Below are 18,815 nucleotides of genomic sequence, written 5' to 3'. Positions count from 1 at the left end.
TCCCGCAAGAGCACACATAAAGCCCCGACAAGCACTAACTGTGCCTGTCGGGGCTTTATGTAGGTTCGATTCGAGCTCTACGCCCGAGCTGCACCTTAGAAGTCGATGTTCGCCGGGTCAGCGCCAATACGACCCTCGGGGGTGGAAAGCGCATCCACAGCCGCGATGTCCTCGGCGGTCAGCTTCACGTTCACCGACGCCAGGTTCTCCTCAATGCGGGAGGGGGTCACAGACTTCGGGATAGCCACGGTGCCCTTAGCCAGGTGCCACGCCAGCACGACCTGCGCGGGGGTCGCGCCGTGGCGCTCCGCGATCTCAGCCAGTACGGGGTTCTGCAGCAGATCGCTACCATTGCCCAGCGGGCTCCACGCCTGAGTCGCGATGCCGTACCCGGCGTGAACGGCGCGCAGCGCCTCCTGCGAGAAATAGGGGTGCAGCTCAATCTGGTGGATAACCGGAACCACGCCGGTCTCCTCGATAATCTCGCGCAGCTGCTCCTCGGGGAAGTTCGAAACACCAATCGAACGGACCTTACCCTGCTTCTGCAGCTCAATCAGCGCACGCCAGGAATCCAGGTACAGGCCCTGCTGCGGCTTAGCCCAGTGAATCAGGTACAGGTCAACGTAGTCGGTGCCCAGCTTCTTTAGGGACGCCTCGAACGCCTCAAAAGCGCTCTCGTAGCCCTGGTCGGAGTTCCACAGCTTAGTGGTGAGGAAGATGTCCTCACGAGCCACGTCGGAGTTAGCGATAGCGCGGCCTACGCCCGCCTCATTGCCATAAATAGCGGCGGTGTCGATGTGGCGGTAGCCGGTCTCCAGGGCGGTGCCCACGACCTTCTCGGCGACCTCGTCCTCAACCTGCCATACGCCGTAGCCCAGCTGCGGAATGGATCGGCCGTCGTTGAACTTTACGTTGGGTACGTTGTAGCTCATGATGCTCCTTTGGAATCTATGGGGAGGCGGCGCCTCCGTAAGCAGTCCTACAAGGCTACGCCCCAGAGCCCCCGTTGAGAAGAGCCGGGCCAGAATCGGGCGTGAATCTAGCCCGAGGCGTAACCAGATGACAAAAAATGACGGGTGCCAGACACCTCCTCAGACTCGAGGACGGCTACCGCTCGGGCTGGAAGGCGGCTATCGCTCGACAGCCGGCGCAAACAGCTCACGCACATCCTCAGCCGTCACCGCCGCGGAGGCGAACTCACCCTCACCGACCACCGCATCGAAGAGCGCCGCCTTCGACTCCTTGAGTTGCATGACCTTCTCCTCAATCGTGCCCTCGGCGACCAGACGGTAGACGTGCACCTCCTTGTCCTGGCCGATGCGGTGAATACGGTCCACCGCCTGCTGCTCGGCGGCGGGGTTCCACCACGGATCCATGATGAACACGTGGTCCGCCTCGGTCAGGTTCAGACCGAAACCGCCAGCCTTGAGCGAAATGAGGAACACCGGCTCCTGACCGCTCGTGAACGCCTCGATGACCTCGGCGCGGTTGCGGGTCGAACCGTCCAGGTACAGGTGGCCGATGCCCTCCTCAGCCAGGCGCGCCGAAATGCTCTTGAGATAGCCGGTGAACTGGCTGAACACCAGCACACGGTGGCCCTTCTCGAGCAGGTCGGGTAGCTGCTGAACCAGGTAGTCGCGCTTGACCGACGACACCCCGGCGTAGGCGTCCGGATCAATCAGCGCGGCATCAAGCGCCAGGCGGCGTAGCAGAGTCAGCGACTGGAAGATCGTGAACCGGTTCTTATCCATATCCTCCAGCAGACCCAGCACCTTCTGGCGTTCACGCTGCAGATGCGTGTCATAGATGCGGCGGTGACCGGGAGCCAGCGGCAGGTTCACGCGCGTATCGTTCTTCGCCGGAAGCTCCGCTGCCACCAGCTCCTTGGTGCGGCGCAGCATGAGCGGGCGGATGCGCCGGCGCAGACGAGCAGCCGTCGCCGCGGCGTGCGCCGGGTCCTCGCCGGACTCCGCCGGGCGAGCGTACAGGTCACGGAACGCACGGGCGGAGGGGAACAGGCCGTCCGCCACAATCGCCAGCAGCGCCCACAGCTCCATGAGATTGTTCTCAATGGGCGTGCCAGTCATCGCAATCTTGGTGCGGGCGGGCATCGTGCGGGCGATGGACCAGGCGCGGGTGCCGGTGTTTTTGACGAATTGCGCCTCATCCAGCAGGAGCGCACCCCAGCCTTCGGGGGCGGACTGCTCGCCCGTGTGCTCGTCAACGGCGCCGCCCAGCGTGCGGGCGTAGCCGGTGTATGCGTCCTCGTCCATGCGCAGTAGTGTGTAGCTGGTCAGCACCAGGTGAGCCCCGGCGATGCGCTCAGCCAGCGGGGTCTTACCGGCGGTGGTTTCGGTGATGGTCACGACCTTCGCCTCGGGCAGGAAACGTTCCGCCTCCGCCGCCCAGTTGGTGATGACGGAGGTCGGCGCAACCACGAGGAAGGGTGCGAACGGCTCGATGCTCTCACCGCGCTCGGTGGTACGTTCGGATGTGGCACGTTCGGAGGCGGCACGGTGCTCCTCAATCGCGTGGGCGAGCAGTGCGAGAGCCTGCACGGTCTTACCCAGACCCATATCGTCGGCGAGAATACCGCCCAGACGCTGCTCGTACAGGAAGGACAGCCACTGGAAACCCTCCACCTGGTAGGGGCGTAGGGTCGCCTGCAGGCCGGTGGGTACCGGGCAGCTCGGAATAATCTGGCGGGAAGTCTTCTTGCGAGAGGTCTTCTGGAGTGCGGGGGAATCCTGAATATCCTTGTCAGATGCTTTTTCGGCACCCTTTTCGGAGTTCTCTTTGGCGCTCTCTTCGGCATCATCCAGGCCCTCAACCAGCTCCAGCAGTGAACGCACCTGAGCATCCCACCGCGCGGTCGTATGCACGCTCGCCGCCAGCGACTCCAGCTCAGAGAACAGCCCCGCCTGGTGACGGTTAATGCGCAGCTCACCGCCCGCATCGTCGAGTTCGCGAGCCTCCGCGATGAGGGTGCGCAGGGTCTTAAACTCGGGTCGACGCAGCGAGAAATAGGTGCCGTTACCGAGCAGAATACGGTCCGCCCCGCGGTCGAGCGCCTCAAAAATCTGTGCGAACGGCACGGTCCAATTATTGACCTTCACCGCAATGCCCAGGCCGAACCAGTCGCGAGAATTGCCCTCGCTCACGGTGATTTCAATCAGCGCGTCGGTTGCCTCCACGAACTCCGGTGGGGTGCCGTTAAAACGCACCTGAACAGCGGAAACACGGCGAAGCTTCGGCAGAATCGCGCTGAGCAGCTCGCGGGTTTCCCAGCCTTCGATGCGGCGCTCCTCCAGCCCGGAAAGCGCCGGGTGAGCGGCAAGAATGGCGCGCACCGAACGCAGTACGCGCGCCTCAAAACGCTCATCACGAATCTCGCCGCCCTCTTCACCGGGGTAACCGAAAACGGGCAGGGAGTACACATCGGAGGCACCCGCAGAATCCTGTGCGCTCGCCTCCTCTGCGCTGTCCTCCGCGAAGGGGTTCAGCGGGTACTCCCAACGCCAGCTCAGCTGCGCGTCGTGGCGTACCTGCTCGTCAAAGCTGATTTCAAGCACCAGATGCGGCGGCTTCACGCGCGGCAGCGCCAACGCCGGATCGGGGGTCAGCGAGGGAATAGAGCGGCTGAGTGCGGGCAGATACTCCTTCTGGAACGTGGCGCGTTCCGCGGCGGGAATGTGCACGGTTCCGGCGCTAATGAGCGATTCGGAGGCGGCATCGAGCGGCTCAACCAGGGGGATGAGCGCCAGCTCCACGCCCTCGGGCAGTTCGGGCACGGCGGGGGAGTAGCGCACCCGTTCACCCTGCGCCGGGTTATTCTGCGCCGGGGCAATCGTCGGTGCGCTATTCTCAGCTTCCTCAGCCGGTGCCTCCTGCGCGTCCTTTTGCACGAAGGACTCGCGCCCCACTTCATCCAGTGCGCCGGGGCGCGCGGTCTTCCAGTGCACCGCCTTTGCCGCCTGTTCGTACTCCTGCTGGGCGAGCCCGCCCAGGGCAAAGAAGCCGGTGCGCGGGGTGCCGATGGGATGGCAGTGGGCGGCGGGCAGCCAGAGCTGGCGCAGTAGTTCGCCTTCGCGTCCTTCCCAGCTGAGCGCGGCTTGAAGCTGCAGCCCGGCGCCTTCCGCGTGTTTCTCTTCGCTGGCGTGCAGGCGCACCTGTGCGGGGCTCAGCACGGCGTAGTTTACCTCGCGGCCGTTGACGAGCAGGGGTAGACCAATATCCTCCGCGCGGGCGAGTACATCCCAGAGCAGAGTGGAGGCAGAAGCGCTAATCGAGATCCAGTCGCGGTGCGAGGAGTACATGTTCTGCCAGGGGCGGGCAATCGAGTAGAGCTCGGCGAAGAACCGTTCGTGTTCGGGGTAGATTTCGTGCCGCCCGACGGGTCCGCCCACGCTGGATGCGAAGGTTTCCCAGCTGAGCCCGCCCTTGATCCAGCGCCCGGTTTTGGATGCCATGAGCGGTCGGGCGAGCAGGTTAATGCTGGGGGTTGCGCCGGGCATATTGCGGCCGCGCGCGTAGGAGCCGGAGACGCTCAGCGAGAAATCCAGGGCACCGCTCACGCGCATCGAATCGATGCCCGCAAGGTCCTGACGTGCGGAAAGAATGGAGGAGAGGTCGCGCCGCCATGCCGAGATTTTGGTGGCGGATGCCTTTGCCTGCAGGCTCGGGGAGGCGCCTAGCTCGTTGAGCGCAAAGCTTCCCTGGGGGTTTTCAGGCTCGGCAGTCGCTGCATCGGGCGCGGGCAGTTTCGCCGCAGTGGTGAGCGCACCGGAGGCGCGCAGCGCCGCAAGCGGGTCGGCGGATTTCTTCGCCTCCGCAACGTCCGCGCTCTTTGAATCTGCGGATCCCTTTGCCTCTGCCGCCTCCTTTGCCGCGGCACCGGGTACGCCGACCGGTCTGGGGTGTTCGCTGAGTGCCTTTTTCGCTACGGAGGCGCGGTCGAGCGCGGTGAGCATGAGCGCTACGGCGTGCTTGCAGTCGGTGAGCACGGGGCAGGTGCAGCGGGCGGTGAAGGTTGCGGAGCCGCTGACGGCGGGGAAGAAGCGAACGGTCACTTCGTAGGGGATGATGGTGCTTCCGTTGACGAGCCCGGTGAGGGTTCGCTCGTCTTCATCGTAGCTGTAGCGGATGACTTCGCGGTTGCGCTGGTAGGCGACGCCGCGCTGGTAGGTGCGGTGCCCGGCCTGGCGAATGATCTGCGGTACGGTGACGGGAATTTCGGGGAAGGGGTTGTTGGCGCTCACCAGCTCATTATCGCGTATTGTGCGGGTATGCGCCTTGTTGCCGGTCATTTGCTGGCGGCTGCCGGGCTGACTGTTGGATTGACTGTCGGGTTGGTTGCTGGGGCGACTATTGAGCGGTGGTTTGGGGCGTATTTCGTATTTTTGGCGGGGAGTTTTTGACGCATAAAAACACCGGTATTCACATAAGATATTCCGCACCGTATCAAAAATTCACACCATTTAAAACGTTCCCACAAGCCAAAATGCTAATAATCTAAATCTCTTTCACAAAACGCTTTACTTAACTTGAGAAAATGCTGTAAGCTAAACCCAGCTTCAAGAGTTTCGACTGATAAGCTCCGACTATGGTCGAACGCCAACCCCATGTTCACGGGTGGCTCGGATGACGAAGCGGTTTGTATTCACCACCGGAATAACCGGTGGTAATTGGTACAGACAAGAGCAACGCGAAAGGATCGCGCCACTCACGGCGCAGGTTGTCACATGTACAACGGCTCTGCAACCGAAGCAGCAATCTCTCTGAACCCCTCCCGCTCCTACCAGGAAAGCCTGCGTGCCGCAGCTGTCCCCGCGCGAGGCGGATACACCGCAGTCAGCATTGACGATTACTCCCGCATTTCTTCTAAGCGCGACGAGTTCCTGAACTTCCTTCTTCTGCCGAACCCCGAGGGCATCCCCGCTATTGAGTACGCCGGTCTGCGCGTAGCGTAGCATTAGGGGTATGAATTTCTCCGGTATGCTCCTGGACTCCGACGTTCTTGCGGAGATCCGTAAGGCGGATCCAGACCCCGCCGTGGTCGCTTTTCTGCGCCGCCGCTCGTTCCGGCACATGTACATTTCTGTGCTGAGCATTGGCGAGCTGAAGGGCCTGTACCCCTACCCGGAAACTGATCGCTGGATTACCGAACTTCTTGAGCGCTTTGGCGACCACGTTATTAATGTGGATGCGCATGTGAGCCTCGAGTGGGCTGGTCGTCAGGCGCCGCTCGGTGTGCATGCCGTGGGTCGTGATGATGCCGGTCCGCTGCCTACCGCCGCCCTGGAGGGTCTGATGGCGGCGAGCGCGAGTGCCTATGATTTGGAGCTGATTTCTTCTAAGGCTCAGGTGTACCGCGCCTGGGGTGTTCAGGCTTCCAACCCGTGGACTGAGGATTAAAACTTTGCCGGATGCGCGTCCTCGCGTGCATCCCTGTGTGAATAGTTGTGAGAACCCGCTTTCGAGTGTTAATCGGAGGCGGGTTTCGTCGTTAATTCGTGGCATGATTGAAGGACGATGAAAAGCACCTCACCTATCTCGCGTTATTCCATGCCCATGCCTCTGTGGCTTCAGGGTGTTGTTGAGCTAATTGTTACTGCCCTGTTCTCTGCTGTTGCCGTGTTTGCGGCGATGTCTGCCGTGTGGGCGACCAAGGGTTTTGGCGACATGGAGTTCTCCTCCGTGGCCGCCATGTCGGCGCACCTGTGGCTTCTGATTCACGGTGTTCCCCTGGATCTTGCGGCTGCTTTTGGTGCTTCTGCCGGCACGATGACGCTGGTGCCGCTGGGTTTGAGTATTCTGCCGCTGCTGCTCTGTTATCGTTCGGGTCGTCGCTTGGCGCGTGCCTCGTATGAGGGTGAGTTTTTGATTCCGGTGCTGTCCGGTTCGGTGACCTATGCGCTGATTAGTTCGGCGATGTACGGTTGGGCGAGTCCGCATCCTCAGCCTCTTCAGGCGTTGAATGCTGCCCTGGTGCCTTTGGGTATTGTGGTGGCTGGTCTGATGTGGGGTGGCTACCGTGAGGCGCGTTCGCTCTCGCGCATGGTGGGTGTTGATACTGCGGAGCAGATTTCGCAGATGAGTCAGTATTCGCGTTGGGCGGGTTCGTACGCGTGGGCTGTGGTGCGTGCTGCGGTGGTTGCTTTTGTGGCGCTGATTGGTCTGGGTGCGGTGCTTTTGGGTATCGGTATTTTGGCGGGCTGGTCGCAGATCGTTGCCACCTACCAGGAGCTGCACGCGGGCGCTGTGGGTGATACTGCGGTGACTCTGCTGCAGCTGGGTTTCTTGCCGAACCTGGTAATCTACGCGATTGCGTGGTCGACCGGTGCCGGTTTCTCCTTTGGTGCGGGCACCTCGGTTGGTTTGACCAGTAGCGATGCTGGTACTTTGCCGATGCTTCCGATTTTGGGCGCTGTGCCCGAGTCGTTGGGCACATTTGGTCTGGTGGGTTTGCTGGTGCCACTGGTTGCCGGTGCGATTGCTGGCTGGTGGTTCTTGCGTGAGGGTGAGGATCACCTGGATGAGTGGGTTGCTCTGAAGGTTCCGTTCCGCCCGCTGTCTGCGCTGATTTCTGCAGTGGTGCTGGGTGTGATGACCGGTATTATGACGTCGTTTGGTGCCCTGTGGCTGGGCTGGATTTCGTACGGTTCTCTGGGCATTGGTCGTTTTACGGAGGTTGGTGCTGAGCCGCTGACTTTTGCGGCGCATACCGCGTTGACGGTGGGTGCCGGCGTGACTTTCGGTATGTTGCTGAGCCGTGCCCTGGTGCCGGATAGCAGCCGTGAGCTGCCTCGTTTTGCGGATGAGCGCCCGAACCTGGGTGAGCGTCTGATGAGTTTTACTGCTTCGGCCCGTGAGCGTTTTGCACAGGGCCGTGAGCGTTTTGCGGAGCGTCGTGAGCAGCGTGCCCAGGAGCGTGCGGAACGTGCACAGCGTGAGGCTGAGGAAGCCGCTGAGCGTGAAGCTGAAGAGGCGGCTGCGCGTGAAGCCGCTGAGCGTGAAGCTGAGGAGGCGGCACGTGCGCAGGCTTCCGAGCACGTTGCTGAGCCCGAGCGGTCTGTAGCATCTGAGCAGTCTGTTGTATCTGAGGTGGCGACCGGTCACGTTCCGGTGCATCCGCAGGAGCCTGTGGTTGCCGTCCCCGTGGAGGCGACCGAACAGCTGGCGCAGCGTGCGGCGGCGGATGCTTTCGCTGAGATTGTTGCAGAGCGCGAAGAGGCGGCTGAAGAGCCCGCCTCCGAAGAGGCTACTGCCGAAGAGAGCCCCGCTGAGCAGTACGAGCCGATTGAGGCCGTTCAGCAGGTCGATTACCTGCACTCTGCCCATGCTGACTCTGCGCAGGCGGAGGATTACGAGAGCATTGAAGCATCTGTTGAGCCTGCCTCGCACACCGAGTATGAGCGCAACACCTACGATCCCGCCGTGTACGCTCATGACCCCTCCGAGGAGGAGACTCGCGACCTGATTCAGGAGCCCGTCTACGAGACTGCCGAACCTGTGGCTACTGAGCGTGAGAACGCTGTTGAAGAGCCCGCGGAGCAGGCGCCGCGTTCGAAGGGCCGCGCGAGCCGCATTATGGCGTACTTCGGCTTTGGTATTGAACAGCCTGCCGCAGCGCAAGGTGCCGAGCCGACTGAGGGTTCCCACGCTGAACCCGCCTCGCAGGATTCCGCTCAGGACCGCGCACACGAGCGCGCGCAGAAGCGCGAGGCGAAGAAGGCGGCTAAGGCGGCACGCAAGAAGCAGAAGAACGACCTAGAGCGTGATTTTGTGGATCGCGAGCTGGATGTCCTCTCTGCCGATCAGGCGATGAGCCGCATCTTTGAGGTTCGTAGCCAGACCGGCATCCTTCCGCTGGTGACCGATGAGGCGTCTACCGTGGAGCTGCCCCCGCTGGATGTCAGCTCCTCGAAGTCCCAGGGCTCTAATGCGCAGGGTTCTAACGCCCGCAAGAAGAACTAGCGCGCAGAACCCCTAACGAGCTGCAGAAGAGCTAGAGCTGGACGTGCCGGTGAGCTTGTCCATCGTGCCCTGGAACTTCTGGTCGCAGGTGTACATATCGGTCTGGGTCAGCGCGGCGGCGCGGCACTCACGGTACTCCTGAGCGCCGGGCATGAGTGCAAGACCAATGCCGCCGAGCAGGGTCATCGCGCCGTAGATAATGCTGACGCCCGCGGCAATGTAGAAGAACCAGGGGCCGCGGTAGACGGCGGTGCGCACGATCGCAATAATGCTCAGGGTAATGCCGGCGAGCGCGAAGATGAAGAGCGCCAAGAAAAGCGGCATCGTGGAGAGCACGAAGGAAGACGCCGCAAAAATCACCAGCGCGGCAGCGATCAGCATGAGCGAGGTGCGAATATTCGCTTTCTGCTGTTCGATGGGGTCGATAGGCTTGCGCGGCTTCTTGCCCTGAGGTCCCCGAGGCTGCGGCATCATGTTCTGCGGTGCCTGCTGCGGCGCTCGCGGCGGAACCTGCTGGTTCTGCGGCGTGCCGTTGTTCGGGGTGGGCTGCTGCGGTGCGTTGTTCGGGGTGCTCTGCGGGGTGTTCTGCGGGGTGTTCTGCGGGGTGTTCTGCGGGGGAGTAGACATACCTATAAGGGTACCGTCCCGTGCGCCCGCGACCTATTGAGTATGCGGCCTATTGAGTTCGCGACCTGTTGAGTTTGCGCCCAGCAAACCCCGGTGAAGCCCCATGAACCCCCATGAACTCCAGCGAACCCCGGTGAGGATTCATCCCGCCGGGGTTTCTTTGTGCTCACCTTTTGGGCTTTGGGCCTGTTGTGAACCTCTTACCCCTTTGGATAAGGGTGTGAGACGGGTTATACTAGTCGGGTGCGAATTGTGGTTATGGTATCCGGCTCCGGAACGAATCTTCAGTCCATCCTCGACGCTGTAGCAGCGGGCGAGCTTCCCCTCGACATTGCGGCAGTGGGCGCCGACAAGCCCTGTCTGGGTATTGAACGCGCCCAGGCGGCGGGTGTACCCACCTTCCTGGTGCAGCCCGGCGACTACGCCGACCGCCCCTCCTGGAACCGCGCGCTGGAAGAAAAGATCGCTTCCTACGACCCCGATTACATTGTGTTCGCCGGCTTCATGCGCATTGTTGACGCGCAGCTGGTCGAGCGTTTCAGCAACCGCATTATTAACACCCACCCCGCCCTGCTGCCCTCCTTCCCGGGTGCGCACGGCGTGCGTGACGCCCTGGCGCACGGTGTGAAGATTACCGGCCTGACCGTCCACTTTGTGGATGCGGGCGTTGACACCGGCCCCATCCTCGCGCAGGCGGCAGTGCCTGTTCTGGACGACGATACCGAAGAGACCCTGCACGAACGCATTAAGGTGCAGGAGCGCCGCCTGCTCGTGCAGACCATCGCGTCTCTCGCTGAATCCCACGGTGCTGCATCTGACGGCGCTGAATCCCGCGGTACTGCATCTGACAGCTAATTCCGTCCACTAAACTTTTCGCGGCGGAATGAGCCGAGCTCAAACCCCGCCGCCCACACACGTTCCGTTGTGCCCATTTGACGCGCTCACCTTAGCGTCACGCACAGCGGCGGGGAATACCCCCACACATATCCTGTCTATCCGGGCAGGCTACGTCCATCCACCAGCTGTGCCGCCGAGAACCGGCGCACGTCTAAAGCATCGGAGTATTTGTGTCTCTCATTGAGCTCGATCGCGTGCCCCTGCGCCGCGCCCTCATTTCCGTCTACGACAAGACCGGTCTGGAGGAGTTCGCCCGCGGCCTGCACGAGGCTGGCGTCGCGCTGGTCTCCACCGGCTCCACTGCATCCACCATCGCGGCAGCAGGCGTACCCGTCACCGAGGTCACCGAAGTGACCGGTTTCCCCGAGTGCCTCGAGGGCCGCGTGAAGACCCTGCACCCGCGCATCCACGCCGGTATTCTGGCTGACCGCCGCAAGCAGGAGCACATCGACACCCTTGAAGAGCTGGACGTTGAGGCGTTCGACCTGGTGGTTGTGAACCTGTACCCCTTCGTTGAGACCGTCGCATCCGGTGCCGATCAGGACGCCATCATCGAGAAGATCGACATTGGTGGCCCCTCCATGGTTCGCGCTGCCGCGAAGAACCACGACGCCGTCGCAATTGTTGTGGACCCCGCCGACTACGCGCGCACCGTTGAGGCCGCTAAGAACGGTGGCTTCTCCCTGGACGAGCGCCGCCGCCTTGCCGCTGGCGCATTCGCCCACACCGCCGCATACGACACCGCTGTGGCTACCTGGACCGCATCCCAGTTCCTGCAGGATGAGGATGCTAACTTCTGGCCCCCGTACGCTGGCCTGGGCTTTGAGCGCAGCGAGACCCTGCGTTACGGCGAGAACCCGCACCAGCGTGCCGCCCTGTACGTTGACCCCGCCGCTGCCCCCGGTATTGCTCAGGCGGAGCAGCTGCACGGTAAGGCGATGAGCTACAACAACTACGTTGATGCTGACGCCGCTCTGCGTGCCGCTTACGACTTCGACGAGCCGGCTGTTGCCGTTATCAAGCACAACAACCCCTGCGGTATTGCTGTGGCAACCCCCGGCGCGGCTGACCCGATTGCGGACGCTCACGCGAAGGCGCACGCATGCGACCCGCTGTCCGCATACGGTGGCGTGATTGCCGCTAACCGCCCGGTGACCGCCGCTATGGCTCAGACCGTCAAGGGCATCTTCACCGAGGTTGTCGTGGCTCCCGGCTTCGAGCCCGAGGCGCTGGAGATCCTGCGCGAGAAGAAGAACCTGCGCCTGCTGGTTCTGCCCGAGAACTTCGCCCGTGAGGCTATCGAGTACCGCCCCATTTCCGGTGGCGCACTCTTCCAGGAGGCTGACCGCCTGCAGGCTGAGGGTGACGACCCGAAGAACTGGACCCTGGTCGCCGGTGAGGCAGCTGACGAGGCAACCCTGCGCGACCTCGAGTTCGCCTGGCGTGCACTGCGTTCGCCCAAGTCCAACGCTATTCTGCTTGCCGATAACGGTGCCGCAGTGGGCATCGGCATGGGCCAGGTGAACCGCGTGGACTCCTGCAAGCTCTCGGTGGAGCGCGCGAACACCCTCGGCGGTGAAGGTAACGAGCGTGCCCGCGGTGCGGTTGCCGCATCCGACGCGTTCTTCCCCTTCGCTGACGGCCTGCAGGTTCTGCTGGACGCCGGTGTGCGTGCCGTCGTGCACCCGGGCGGTTCGATCCGCGACGAGGAAGTTATCGAGGCGGCTAAGGCTGCTGGCGTGACCATGTACCTGACCGGTACCCGCCACTTCTTCCACTAAACACGTGTAGCGGGCTCAGTACGCGCTGAGCTACCTGCTGTGAGCGGGGCATCCTGGGGTAAACCCGGGGTGCCCCGCTTTTATACCGGGTGCCCGTGCATCCGTATTGTGGGCAGCCGTATTTATAGAATTTTTGCTCTATTTTGCGCCGGATTTACGCATGAGGGCGCGTTAACGGCGACCAGGATGCGCACGGATTGGCTAAAAGTTCGCTAGGATTAGGTTGTGCCTAAAGTCAGCGAAGAATACAAAAAGAACAGGCGTTCTCAGATTGTAGAGACCGCCCGCGAATGCTTCATCAAGCACGGTTATCAGAAGGCTTCGATGAGCGACATTATTGCGGCCACCGGCCTGTCTGCTGGAGCGATTTATAACCACTTCTCCTCCAAGGATGAGATCATCCTGGCGGCAGCCCGCATGGACATGGCGCCCTTCGACCGCATCCGCGCCGAACAGCCCTGGGACTACGTGTTCGGGTGCCTGAAGGTGCTGGACACCCCCAAGATTCGCCGTCACCTGCTCGTCACCTGGGGCGAGGCCGTGGCAATGCCGCAGCTGGCAACCGTGGTGTCTGAGCAGCTGAGCTACCTGCGCGATCAGTCCCTGGAACGCTACCGCGCCTGGGGTGCCGCTGAGCTGGACTTCACCGAAGAGGAGCTTGAAGAGTGGCTGACCGTTATCGGTGCCGCGGTACTGTCGGTGCTGACCGGTTACGTGGTGCAGACCCAGCTGGTGGCTGGCGGTAAGAAGGAGAGCGCTCGCGAGTCGTACCTGGAGTATGCTTCCGCTATCCTGCGTCAGGCATAGGGTTTGTAGACCCGCTTAACCGCCCCGATCAGCCTAAAGAGCGGTTTGTATGCCCCTCACCGGTGTCGCGCCGACGCCGTAAAAACTTCATCGTGATGCTTTGTAAAGCCCGTTTTTCTTCTCGAAGGAAAGCGGGCTTTACGGTATTATGAGGTGTAGCTCATATTTTTTCATTCAGGGTTTTCAACTGGAGGCGCCCGCCGCCTCCTGAAGACCGCCCGGCGCCCGCCGCGGCAACCCCGATGATGAGCGACCGAAGATAACGCAAAAACACTCCCAGGAGCGTAATGTCCGAGCAGAAGATCCTCGAGATGCCCCTCGCCGACCTCGACCCCGAGGTTGCAGAAGCCATTGAGCTGGAGCGCAAGCGCCAGCAGAATACCCTCGAGATGATTGCATCCGAGAACTTCGTCCCCCGTGCCGTCCTCGAAAGCCAGGGCTCGGTACTGACCAACAAGTACGCTGAGGGTTACCCCGGCCGCCGCTACTACGGCGGCTGCGAATTCGTTGACATCGTTGAGTCCCTCGCTATTTCCCGCGTGAAGGAACTCTTCGGTGCAGAGCACGCTAACGTTCAGCCGCACTCCGGTGCGCAGGCGAACAACGCCGTCATGCACGCACTGCTGAACCCCGGCGACACCATCATGGGTCTGTCCCTGGCACACGGTGGCCACCTGACCCACGGCATGAAGCTGAACGTCTCCGGCAAGCTGTACCACGTTGTGGCGTACGGTGTGGACGAGTCCGGTCGCGTTGACATGGAGCAGGTGCGTGAACTGGCTCTGGCTGAGCGCCCCAAGCTGATTATTGCCGGCTGGTCCGCGTACCCCCGTCAGCTGGACTTCGCTGCGTTCCGCGCGATTGCTGACGAAATCGGCGCGTACCTGTGGGTGGACATGGCTCACTTCGCGGGCCTGGTGGCTGCGGGTCTGCACCCGAACCCCGTCCCGCACGCACACGTGGTCTCCTCCACCGTGCACAAGACCCTGGGCGGCCCCCGCTCCGGCTTCATCCTCTGCACCGAGGAGCTGAAGAAGAAGATTGACTCCGCTGTGTTCCCCGGCCAGCAGGGCGGCCCGCTCATGCACGTGATCGCTGCGAAGGCTACCGCGTTCAAGGTCGCCGCATCTGACGCGTTCAAGGACCGCCAGAAGCGCACCGTTGAGGGCGCACAGATCCTGGCGAACCGCCTGCTGCAGCAGGACGTGAAGGACGCCGGCGTTGCGATTGCTTCCGGCGGTACCGACGTTCACCTGGTGCTCGTTGACCTGCGCAACCACGCCCTCAACGGCAAGGAAGCAGAGGACCTGCTGCACCAGGCTGGTATTACCGTCAACCGTAACGCCGTGCCGAACGACCCGCGCCCGCCGATGGTGACCTCCGGTCTGCGTATCGGCACCCCCGCGCTGGCGACCCGCGGCTTCGACGCCGAGGGCTTCACCGAGGTAGCCGACATTATCGCTTCCGTACTGCTGCCGAACCCGGACATCGCTGCGCTGCGTGCCCGCGTTGAGGCACTGTGCGCCAAGTACCCCCTCTACCAGGGCAGCGAGAACTGGTAGACCCATGATGACCCCGTTCGCTCAGCATCCCTTCGTGGGTGCTGAGCGGGCGGGGTTATTTCGCCCTCTTACTTTTACCGCCCTGCCCGCTACACCCGTTCAGGGACGTAGCGGGGGAGTGGTACCTCCTAGGCACACCCTAGAACCCAACACACAGACCATCCGTTTCGGCGAACCCGCCGCAATCTATGGAAGGAAAAACAATGCCCCAGATTCTAGACGGTAACGCAACCGCCGCAGCCATCAAGGAAGAGCTGAAGGAGCGCGTCGAGGCGCTCAAGGCTAAGGGTATTACCCCCGGCCTGGGTACCGTGCTGGTCGGTGACGACCCCGCATCTCGCTCGTACGTGGGCGCTAAGCACCGCGACTGCGCAGAGATCGGTATTAACTCCATCCGTGTGGACCTGCCCGGTGACATCACTCAGGAAGAGCTCGACGCAGAGATCGACAAGCTGAACAACGACCCGGCGTGCACCAGCTACATTGTGCAGCTGCCCCTGCCCAAGCACCTGGACACCAACCGCGTGCTGGAGCGCATCGCCCCCGAGAAGGACGCTGACGGCCTGCACCCGACCAACCTCGGCAAGCTCGTGCTGAACGTTTCTGAGCCGCTGGATTCCCCGCTGCCTTGCACCCCCAACGGTGTCATTGAGCTGGTGAAGCGCCACGGTATCGACTGGAACGGTAAGAACGTTGTGGTGCTCGGCCGCGGCATTACCGTGGGTCGCCCGCTGGGTCTGCTGCTGACCCGCCGCGAGGTGAACGCAACCGCAACCCTGGCGCATACCGGTACCGAGAACCTGGACGAGGTGCTGCGCGAGGCTGACGTCATTGTTGCCGCTGTGGGTGTTCCGCACGTGCTGAAGGCTCACCAGGTCAAGGACGGTGCAATCCTGCTGGACGTTGGCGTTTCCCGCGCTGAGGACCCGGAGACCGGCAAGAAGAAGCTCTTCGGCGACGTTTCCCCGGAAGCTGCGCAGAAGGCGTCCTGGGTTTCCCCGAACCCCGGCGGCGTGGGCCCGATGACCCGCGCGGAGCTGCTGGTGAACGTGGTTGAGACTGCGGAGCGTCAGGCGGCGTAAGGCTCGCAACATTTCAGAGCTGATAACTCAAAAGGGCGGTGCCCCGGTAGATTGTTCTACCGGGGCACCGCCCTTCACACTGTCATCACAATCGAAAAGGCAGATGCTAGAGAATCATCTCGTAGAAGTAAGCATCGGCAAGGTACAGGGTCTCTGCGTACTCGACGGGGCTACCTTCTTCGGTGTAGCCGGTCGCGCAGACCTTGAACGCCGCCTCGCCCACGGGAACCTGGTGGTTGAACGCCTCGGCGTCGGCGTCGGTGAAGAGCGCCGCGCTGGTGCGTACGCGGGCGTGCTTAATGGCGTTGGGGGTGTCGGCAAGCTGGTCTAGCGAGCTCATCGCACCGGACATCTCCGCCATCATGGCGTCCAGGATGCTGCTTGCGGCGGCCTTGACAAAGTAGGAACGCTCAAAGCCAATGACTTCGTGGTTGGCAAGACGCAGACGACGCACGAACAGCACCTGCTCGCCCACCGGCACGGATAGGTGGGTGGAAATCTCTTCGGTGGCGTCCACCCAGCGGGTCGCAATCATGCGGGTGGAGCCCTCAAAACCGCGGCGGCGCATATCGTCAACGAAGGTGTCCACGCGCGGAATGTAAGTGGCGTCGGTGCGCTCGGCAACGTAGGTGCCGGAGCCCTGCACGTTGTAGAGCAGGCCGCGTTCAATCAGAACCTTCAGGGCGCTACGAACCGTCTGGCGGCTCACCCCAAAGTTCTGCTGAATCATGCGTTCGGTGGGCAGCTTATCGCCGGGCTTGCCGGGAATAATGTAGCGCTGCTCAATGTAGTGGATGACCTGCTCGTACTTCGGGCCGGGAATCGGGGGTAGCTCGTAGCGGCTCTCAGCGTTGTGAGCGGTACTTTCGGAGGCGGAGGTGCCCGCAGGATGTGAGGGGGCACCGTGGTCGGTGGTATGTGAGGAGTGTGAATTCATCACCCAATAGTTTACCGTTCAGCCAGAGAAAAAACGCGCACGAGTGAAAATTTCTCTTCCCTCAAACTGGCATAATTAAGACTATGCATTTTTCTAACACCCCTGCACCGCGTCCGAGCGGTCTGCTTCGCGTGGCGAGCGTGAATGTGAACGGTATCCGAGCCGCCTACAAGAAGGATATGGCGGCGTGGTTGGCGAGCCGTGATATCGACATTCTCTGCCTGCAGGAGGTGCGCGCCCCCGACGCTATCGTGCGTGAGCTGCTGGACGAATCCCAGTGGCATATTCTGCACGCGGAGGCTGCCGCGAAGGGCCGCGCCGGCGTGCTGGTGGCGACCCGCCGCACCCCGAACTCTGCCGGTGAACTCCTGGAGAACCAGCCGGTCGCGACCCGCTCGAATATTGGCGAAGAGTACTTTGACGATTCGGGCCGCTGGGTTGAGGCGGACTACGTTCTGCCCAACGGCAAGACCCTGACCGTGGTCAGCGCCTACGTTCACTCCGGCGAGGTCGGCACCCAGAAGCAGGACGATAAGTACCGCTTCCTGGAGCGCATGCTGGTGCGCATGCCTGAACTGGCAAAGCACTCGGACCACGTGCTCATCGTGGGCGATTTGAACGTGGGCCACACCGAGCTGGACATTAAGAACTGGAAGGCTAACCAGAAGCGTGCCGGCTTCCTGCCGGAGGAACGCGCCTACTTTGACCGCTTCTTCGGCGATATCGGCTACCGCGATGTGGCTCGTGAGCTGGCGGGTCAGGTGCCTGGCCCCTACACCTGGTGGTCTTACCGCGGTAAGGCGTTCGATAATGACGCAGGCTGGCGTATCGACTACCACATGGCGACTCCGGCGCTCGCCGAAAGCGCCGTGGAAGCGGTCGTGGACCGTGCGGCAAGCTACGATGAGCGTTTCAGCGATCACGCGCCGCTCGTGGTTGACTACCGCATCGGTGAGTAAGACGCAGACCCACCTACAGATAAGTTTTTGAAGATGTGCTGCACCGTCCGCAGCACCGCATAGGAAGAACTGCACAGGAAATAACTATGGCAGACGAAAAGAAGCAGGATAAGTCCCTCATCCCTAACGCCTCTCAGCAGAAGGCACGTATCTACTCGGGTGCGCAGCCGTCGGCTGATTCGATGCACCTGGGTAACTACATTGGTGCTGTGAACAACTGGGTCGCGTTGCAGGACGACCCGAATAACGAATGCCTGTTCTTTATCCCGGATATGCACGCCATCACCGTTCCTCAGAACCCCGAGGAACTGCATGAGCGTACCCGCCTGACCGCGGCGCAGTACATCGCCTCCGGTATCGACCCGACCCGCACCCCGCTGTTCGTGCAGTCGCACGTGCCCGAGCACGCCCAGCTGGCGTGGATTCTGAACTGCTTCACCGGCTTCGGTGAGGCCTCCCGTATGACCCAGTTCAAGGACAAGTCCCAGAAGCAGGGCGCCGAGAACGCCTCAGTGGGTCTGTTCACCTACCCGATTCTGATGGCTGCCGACATCCTGCTCTACCAGGTGGACGGCGTGCCCGTGGGTGAGGATCAGCGTCAGCACCTGGAGCTGACCCGTAACCTGGCTCAGCGTTTCAACTCCCGTTTCGGTGAGACCTTCGTGGTGCCCGAGCCGGTGATTCTGAAGGAAACCGCTAAGATTTACGACCTGCAGGACCCGACCTCGAAGATGTCCAAGTCTGCGGCATCCGATAAGGGCCTGATTAAGCTTCTGGACACCCCCAAGGTCACCCAGAAGAAGATTAAGTCCGCCGTGACCGATGACGGCTCCGTCATCGCCTACGACCGCGAGGCTAAGCCCGGCGTCTCCAACCTGCTCTCCATCTACTCGGCAATGACCGGCGAGAGCATCGACGAGATCGTGGCACGCTACGAGGGCAAGATGTACGGCCACCTGAAGGTTGACCTTGCCGATATCGTAGTGGAGCGCCTCACCCCGGTGCGTGAGCGTACCCTCGAGCTGATGGACGACCCCGCCGAGCTGGACCGCCTGCTGGCTGTGGGTGCATCCGCTGCCCGCGAGATCGCTACGGTCACCATTGAGAACGTGTACAAGAAGGTTGGCTTCCTGCCTGCCGCAGCAATCTAGCGCGCTGTTCAGCCAGTCCGGCTGAGACGCCGCATT

At 62.1% G+C, this 18,815-nt stretch carries 14 protein-coding genes and 1 riboswitch; of the genes, 10 read left to right on the top strand and 4 right to left on the bottom strand.

What is annotated here, in order from left to right; all coding sequences use genetic code 11:
• Window positions 1–95: 95 nt before the first annotated feature.
• Together HMPREF2942_RS03305 and HMPREF2942_RS03300 are read right to left on the bottom strand one after the other, a co-directional pair.
• On the bottom strand, window positions 96–932 hold the full coding sequence (locus HMPREF2942_RS03305; RefSeq protein ID WP_070688372.1) for an aldo/keto reductase: 837 nt from the start codon (window positions 930–932) through the stop codon (window positions 96–98).
• Between the two features lie 198 nt (window positions 933–1,130).
• Complete coding sequence (locus HMPREF2942_RS03300) at window positions 1,131–5,306, bottom strand: DEAD/DEAH box helicase (protein ID WP_070688371.1); 4,176 nt, start codon at window positions 5,304–5,306, stop codon at window positions 1,131–1,133.
• Between the two features lie 265 nt (window positions 5,307–5,571).
• Window positions 5,572–5,706: riboswitch (SAM riboswitch) on the top strand.
• A gap of 35 nt (window positions 5,707–5,741) precedes the next feature.
• On the opposite strand from HMPREF2942_RS03300, the gene HMPREF2942_RS03295 reads away from it, so the two are divergent.
• The 3 genes from HMPREF2942_RS03295 to HMPREF2942_RS03285 all read left to right on the top strand — a co-directional run bounded on the left by HMPREF2942_RS03295 (window position 5,742) and on the right by HMPREF2942_RS03285 (window position 8,976).
• The gene (locus tag HMPREF2942_RS03295; RefSeq protein WP_005506796.1) at window positions 5,742–5,969 is read left to right on the top strand and encodes a hypothetical protein; all 228 of its coding nucleotides are present in this window, start codon (window positions 5,742–5,744) and stop codon (window positions 5,967–5,969) included.
• Between the two features lie 10 nt (window positions 5,970–5,979).
• Window positions 5,980–6,414: a PIN domain-containing protein gene (locus tag HMPREF2942_RS03290; RefSeq protein ID WP_012904099.1), complete on the top strand. Its 435-nt coding sequence runs from the start codon at window positions 5,980–5,982 to the stop codon at window positions 6,412–6,414.
• A 117-nt stretch (window positions 6,415–6,531) separates the two neighbouring features.
• Window positions 6,532–8,976: a cell division protein PerM gene (locus HMPREF2942_RS03285; protein ID WP_070688370.1), complete on the top strand. Its 2,445-nt coding sequence runs from the start codon at window positions 6,532–6,534 to the stop codon at window positions 8,974–8,976.
• Between the two features lie 12 nt (window positions 8,977–8,988).
• On the opposite strand, the gene HMPREF2942_RS03280 is transcribed toward HMPREF2942_RS03285, so the two are convergent.
• Window positions 8,989–9,603 (bottom strand): 4-hydroxyphenylpyruvate dioxygenase, encoded by a 615-nt coding sequence (locus tag HMPREF2942_RS03280; RefSeq protein ID WP_070688369.1) that lies wholly within the window; start codon window positions 9,601–9,603, stop codon window positions 8,989–8,991.
• A 258-nt stretch (window positions 9,604–9,861) separates the two neighbouring features.
• Between HMPREF2942_RS03280 and purN the strand changes: the two genes are divergently transcribed.
• The 5 genes from purN to HMPREF2942_RS03255 all read left to right on the top strand — a co-directional run bounded on the left by purN (window position 9,862) and on the right by HMPREF2942_RS03255 (window position 15,732).
• Entirely contained in the window at window positions 9,862–10,458 is a 597-nt protein-coding gene (purN, locus tag HMPREF2942_RS03275) for a phosphoribosylglycinamide formyltransferase (RefSeq protein ID WP_070688387.1), read from the top strand.
• Between the two features lie 212 nt (window positions 10,459–10,670).
• Window positions 10,671–12,281, top strand: coding sequence for a bifunctional phosphoribosylaminoimidazolecarboxamide formyltransferase/IMP cyclohydrolase (gene purH / locus HMPREF2942_RS03270; protein ID WP_070688368.1), 1,611 nt, complete (start codon window positions 10,671–10,673; stop codon window positions 12,279–12,281).
• A gap of 225 nt (window positions 12,282–12,506) precedes the next feature.
• Window positions 12,507–13,088, top strand: a complete 582-nt coding sequence (locus HMPREF2942_RS03265) for a TetR/AcrR family transcriptional regulator (protein ID WP_070688367.1) — start codon at window positions 12,507–12,509, stop codon at window positions 13,086–13,088.
• 287 nt (window positions 13,089–13,375) lie between these two features.
• Window positions 13,376–14,650: a serine hydroxymethyltransferase gene (glyA, locus tag HMPREF2942_RS03260; protein WP_070688366.1), complete on the top strand. Its 1,275-nt coding sequence runs from the start codon at window positions 13,376–13,378 to the stop codon at window positions 14,648–14,650.
• A gap of 203 nt (window positions 14,651–14,853) precedes the next feature.
• Window positions 14,854–15,732, top strand: coding sequence for a bifunctional methylenetetrahydrofolate dehydrogenase/methenyltetrahydrofolate cyclohydrolase (locus tag HMPREF2942_RS03255; RefSeq protein WP_005508973.1), 879 nt, complete (start codon window positions 14,854–14,856; stop codon window positions 15,730–15,732).
• Between the two features lie 106 nt (window positions 15,733–15,838).
• Here the strand turns inward: HMPREF2942_RS03255 and HMPREF2942_RS03250 are convergent, their stop codons facing one another.
• The gene (locus HMPREF2942_RS03250; RefSeq protein WP_070687426.1) at window positions 15,839–16,672 is read right to left on the bottom strand and encodes a GntR family transcriptional regulator; all 834 of its coding nucleotides are present in this window, start codon (window positions 16,670–16,672) and stop codon (window positions 15,839–15,841) included.
• An 80-nt stretch (window positions 16,673–16,752) separates the two neighbouring features.
• On the opposite strand from HMPREF2942_RS03250, the gene HMPREF2942_RS03245 reads away from it, so the two are divergent.
• Both HMPREF2942_RS03245 and trpS read left to right on the top strand, forming a co-directional pair.
• A complete protein-coding gene (locus tag HMPREF2942_RS03245; RefSeq protein ID WP_005508971.1) occupies window positions 16,753–17,628 on the top strand; it encodes an exodeoxyribonuclease III in 876 nt (291 codons plus the stop codon).
• Window positions 17,629–17,714: 86 nt separating this feature from the next.
• Window positions 17,715–18,779 (top strand): tryptophan--tRNA ligase, encoded by a 1,065-nt coding sequence (trpS, locus tag HMPREF2942_RS03240; protein WP_070688365.1) that lies wholly within the window; start codon window positions 17,715–17,717, stop codon window positions 18,777–18,779.
• Window positions 18,780–18,815 lie beyond the last annotated feature (36 nt).

Source organism: Rothia sp. HMSC071C12, assembly GCF_001813895.1.
GTDB classification, from domain to species: Bacteria; Actinomycetota; Actinomycetes; order Actinomycetales; family Micrococcaceae; genus Rothia; species Rothia mucilaginosa.
This window is presented reverse-complemented; position numbering and strand designations above follow the sequence as displayed.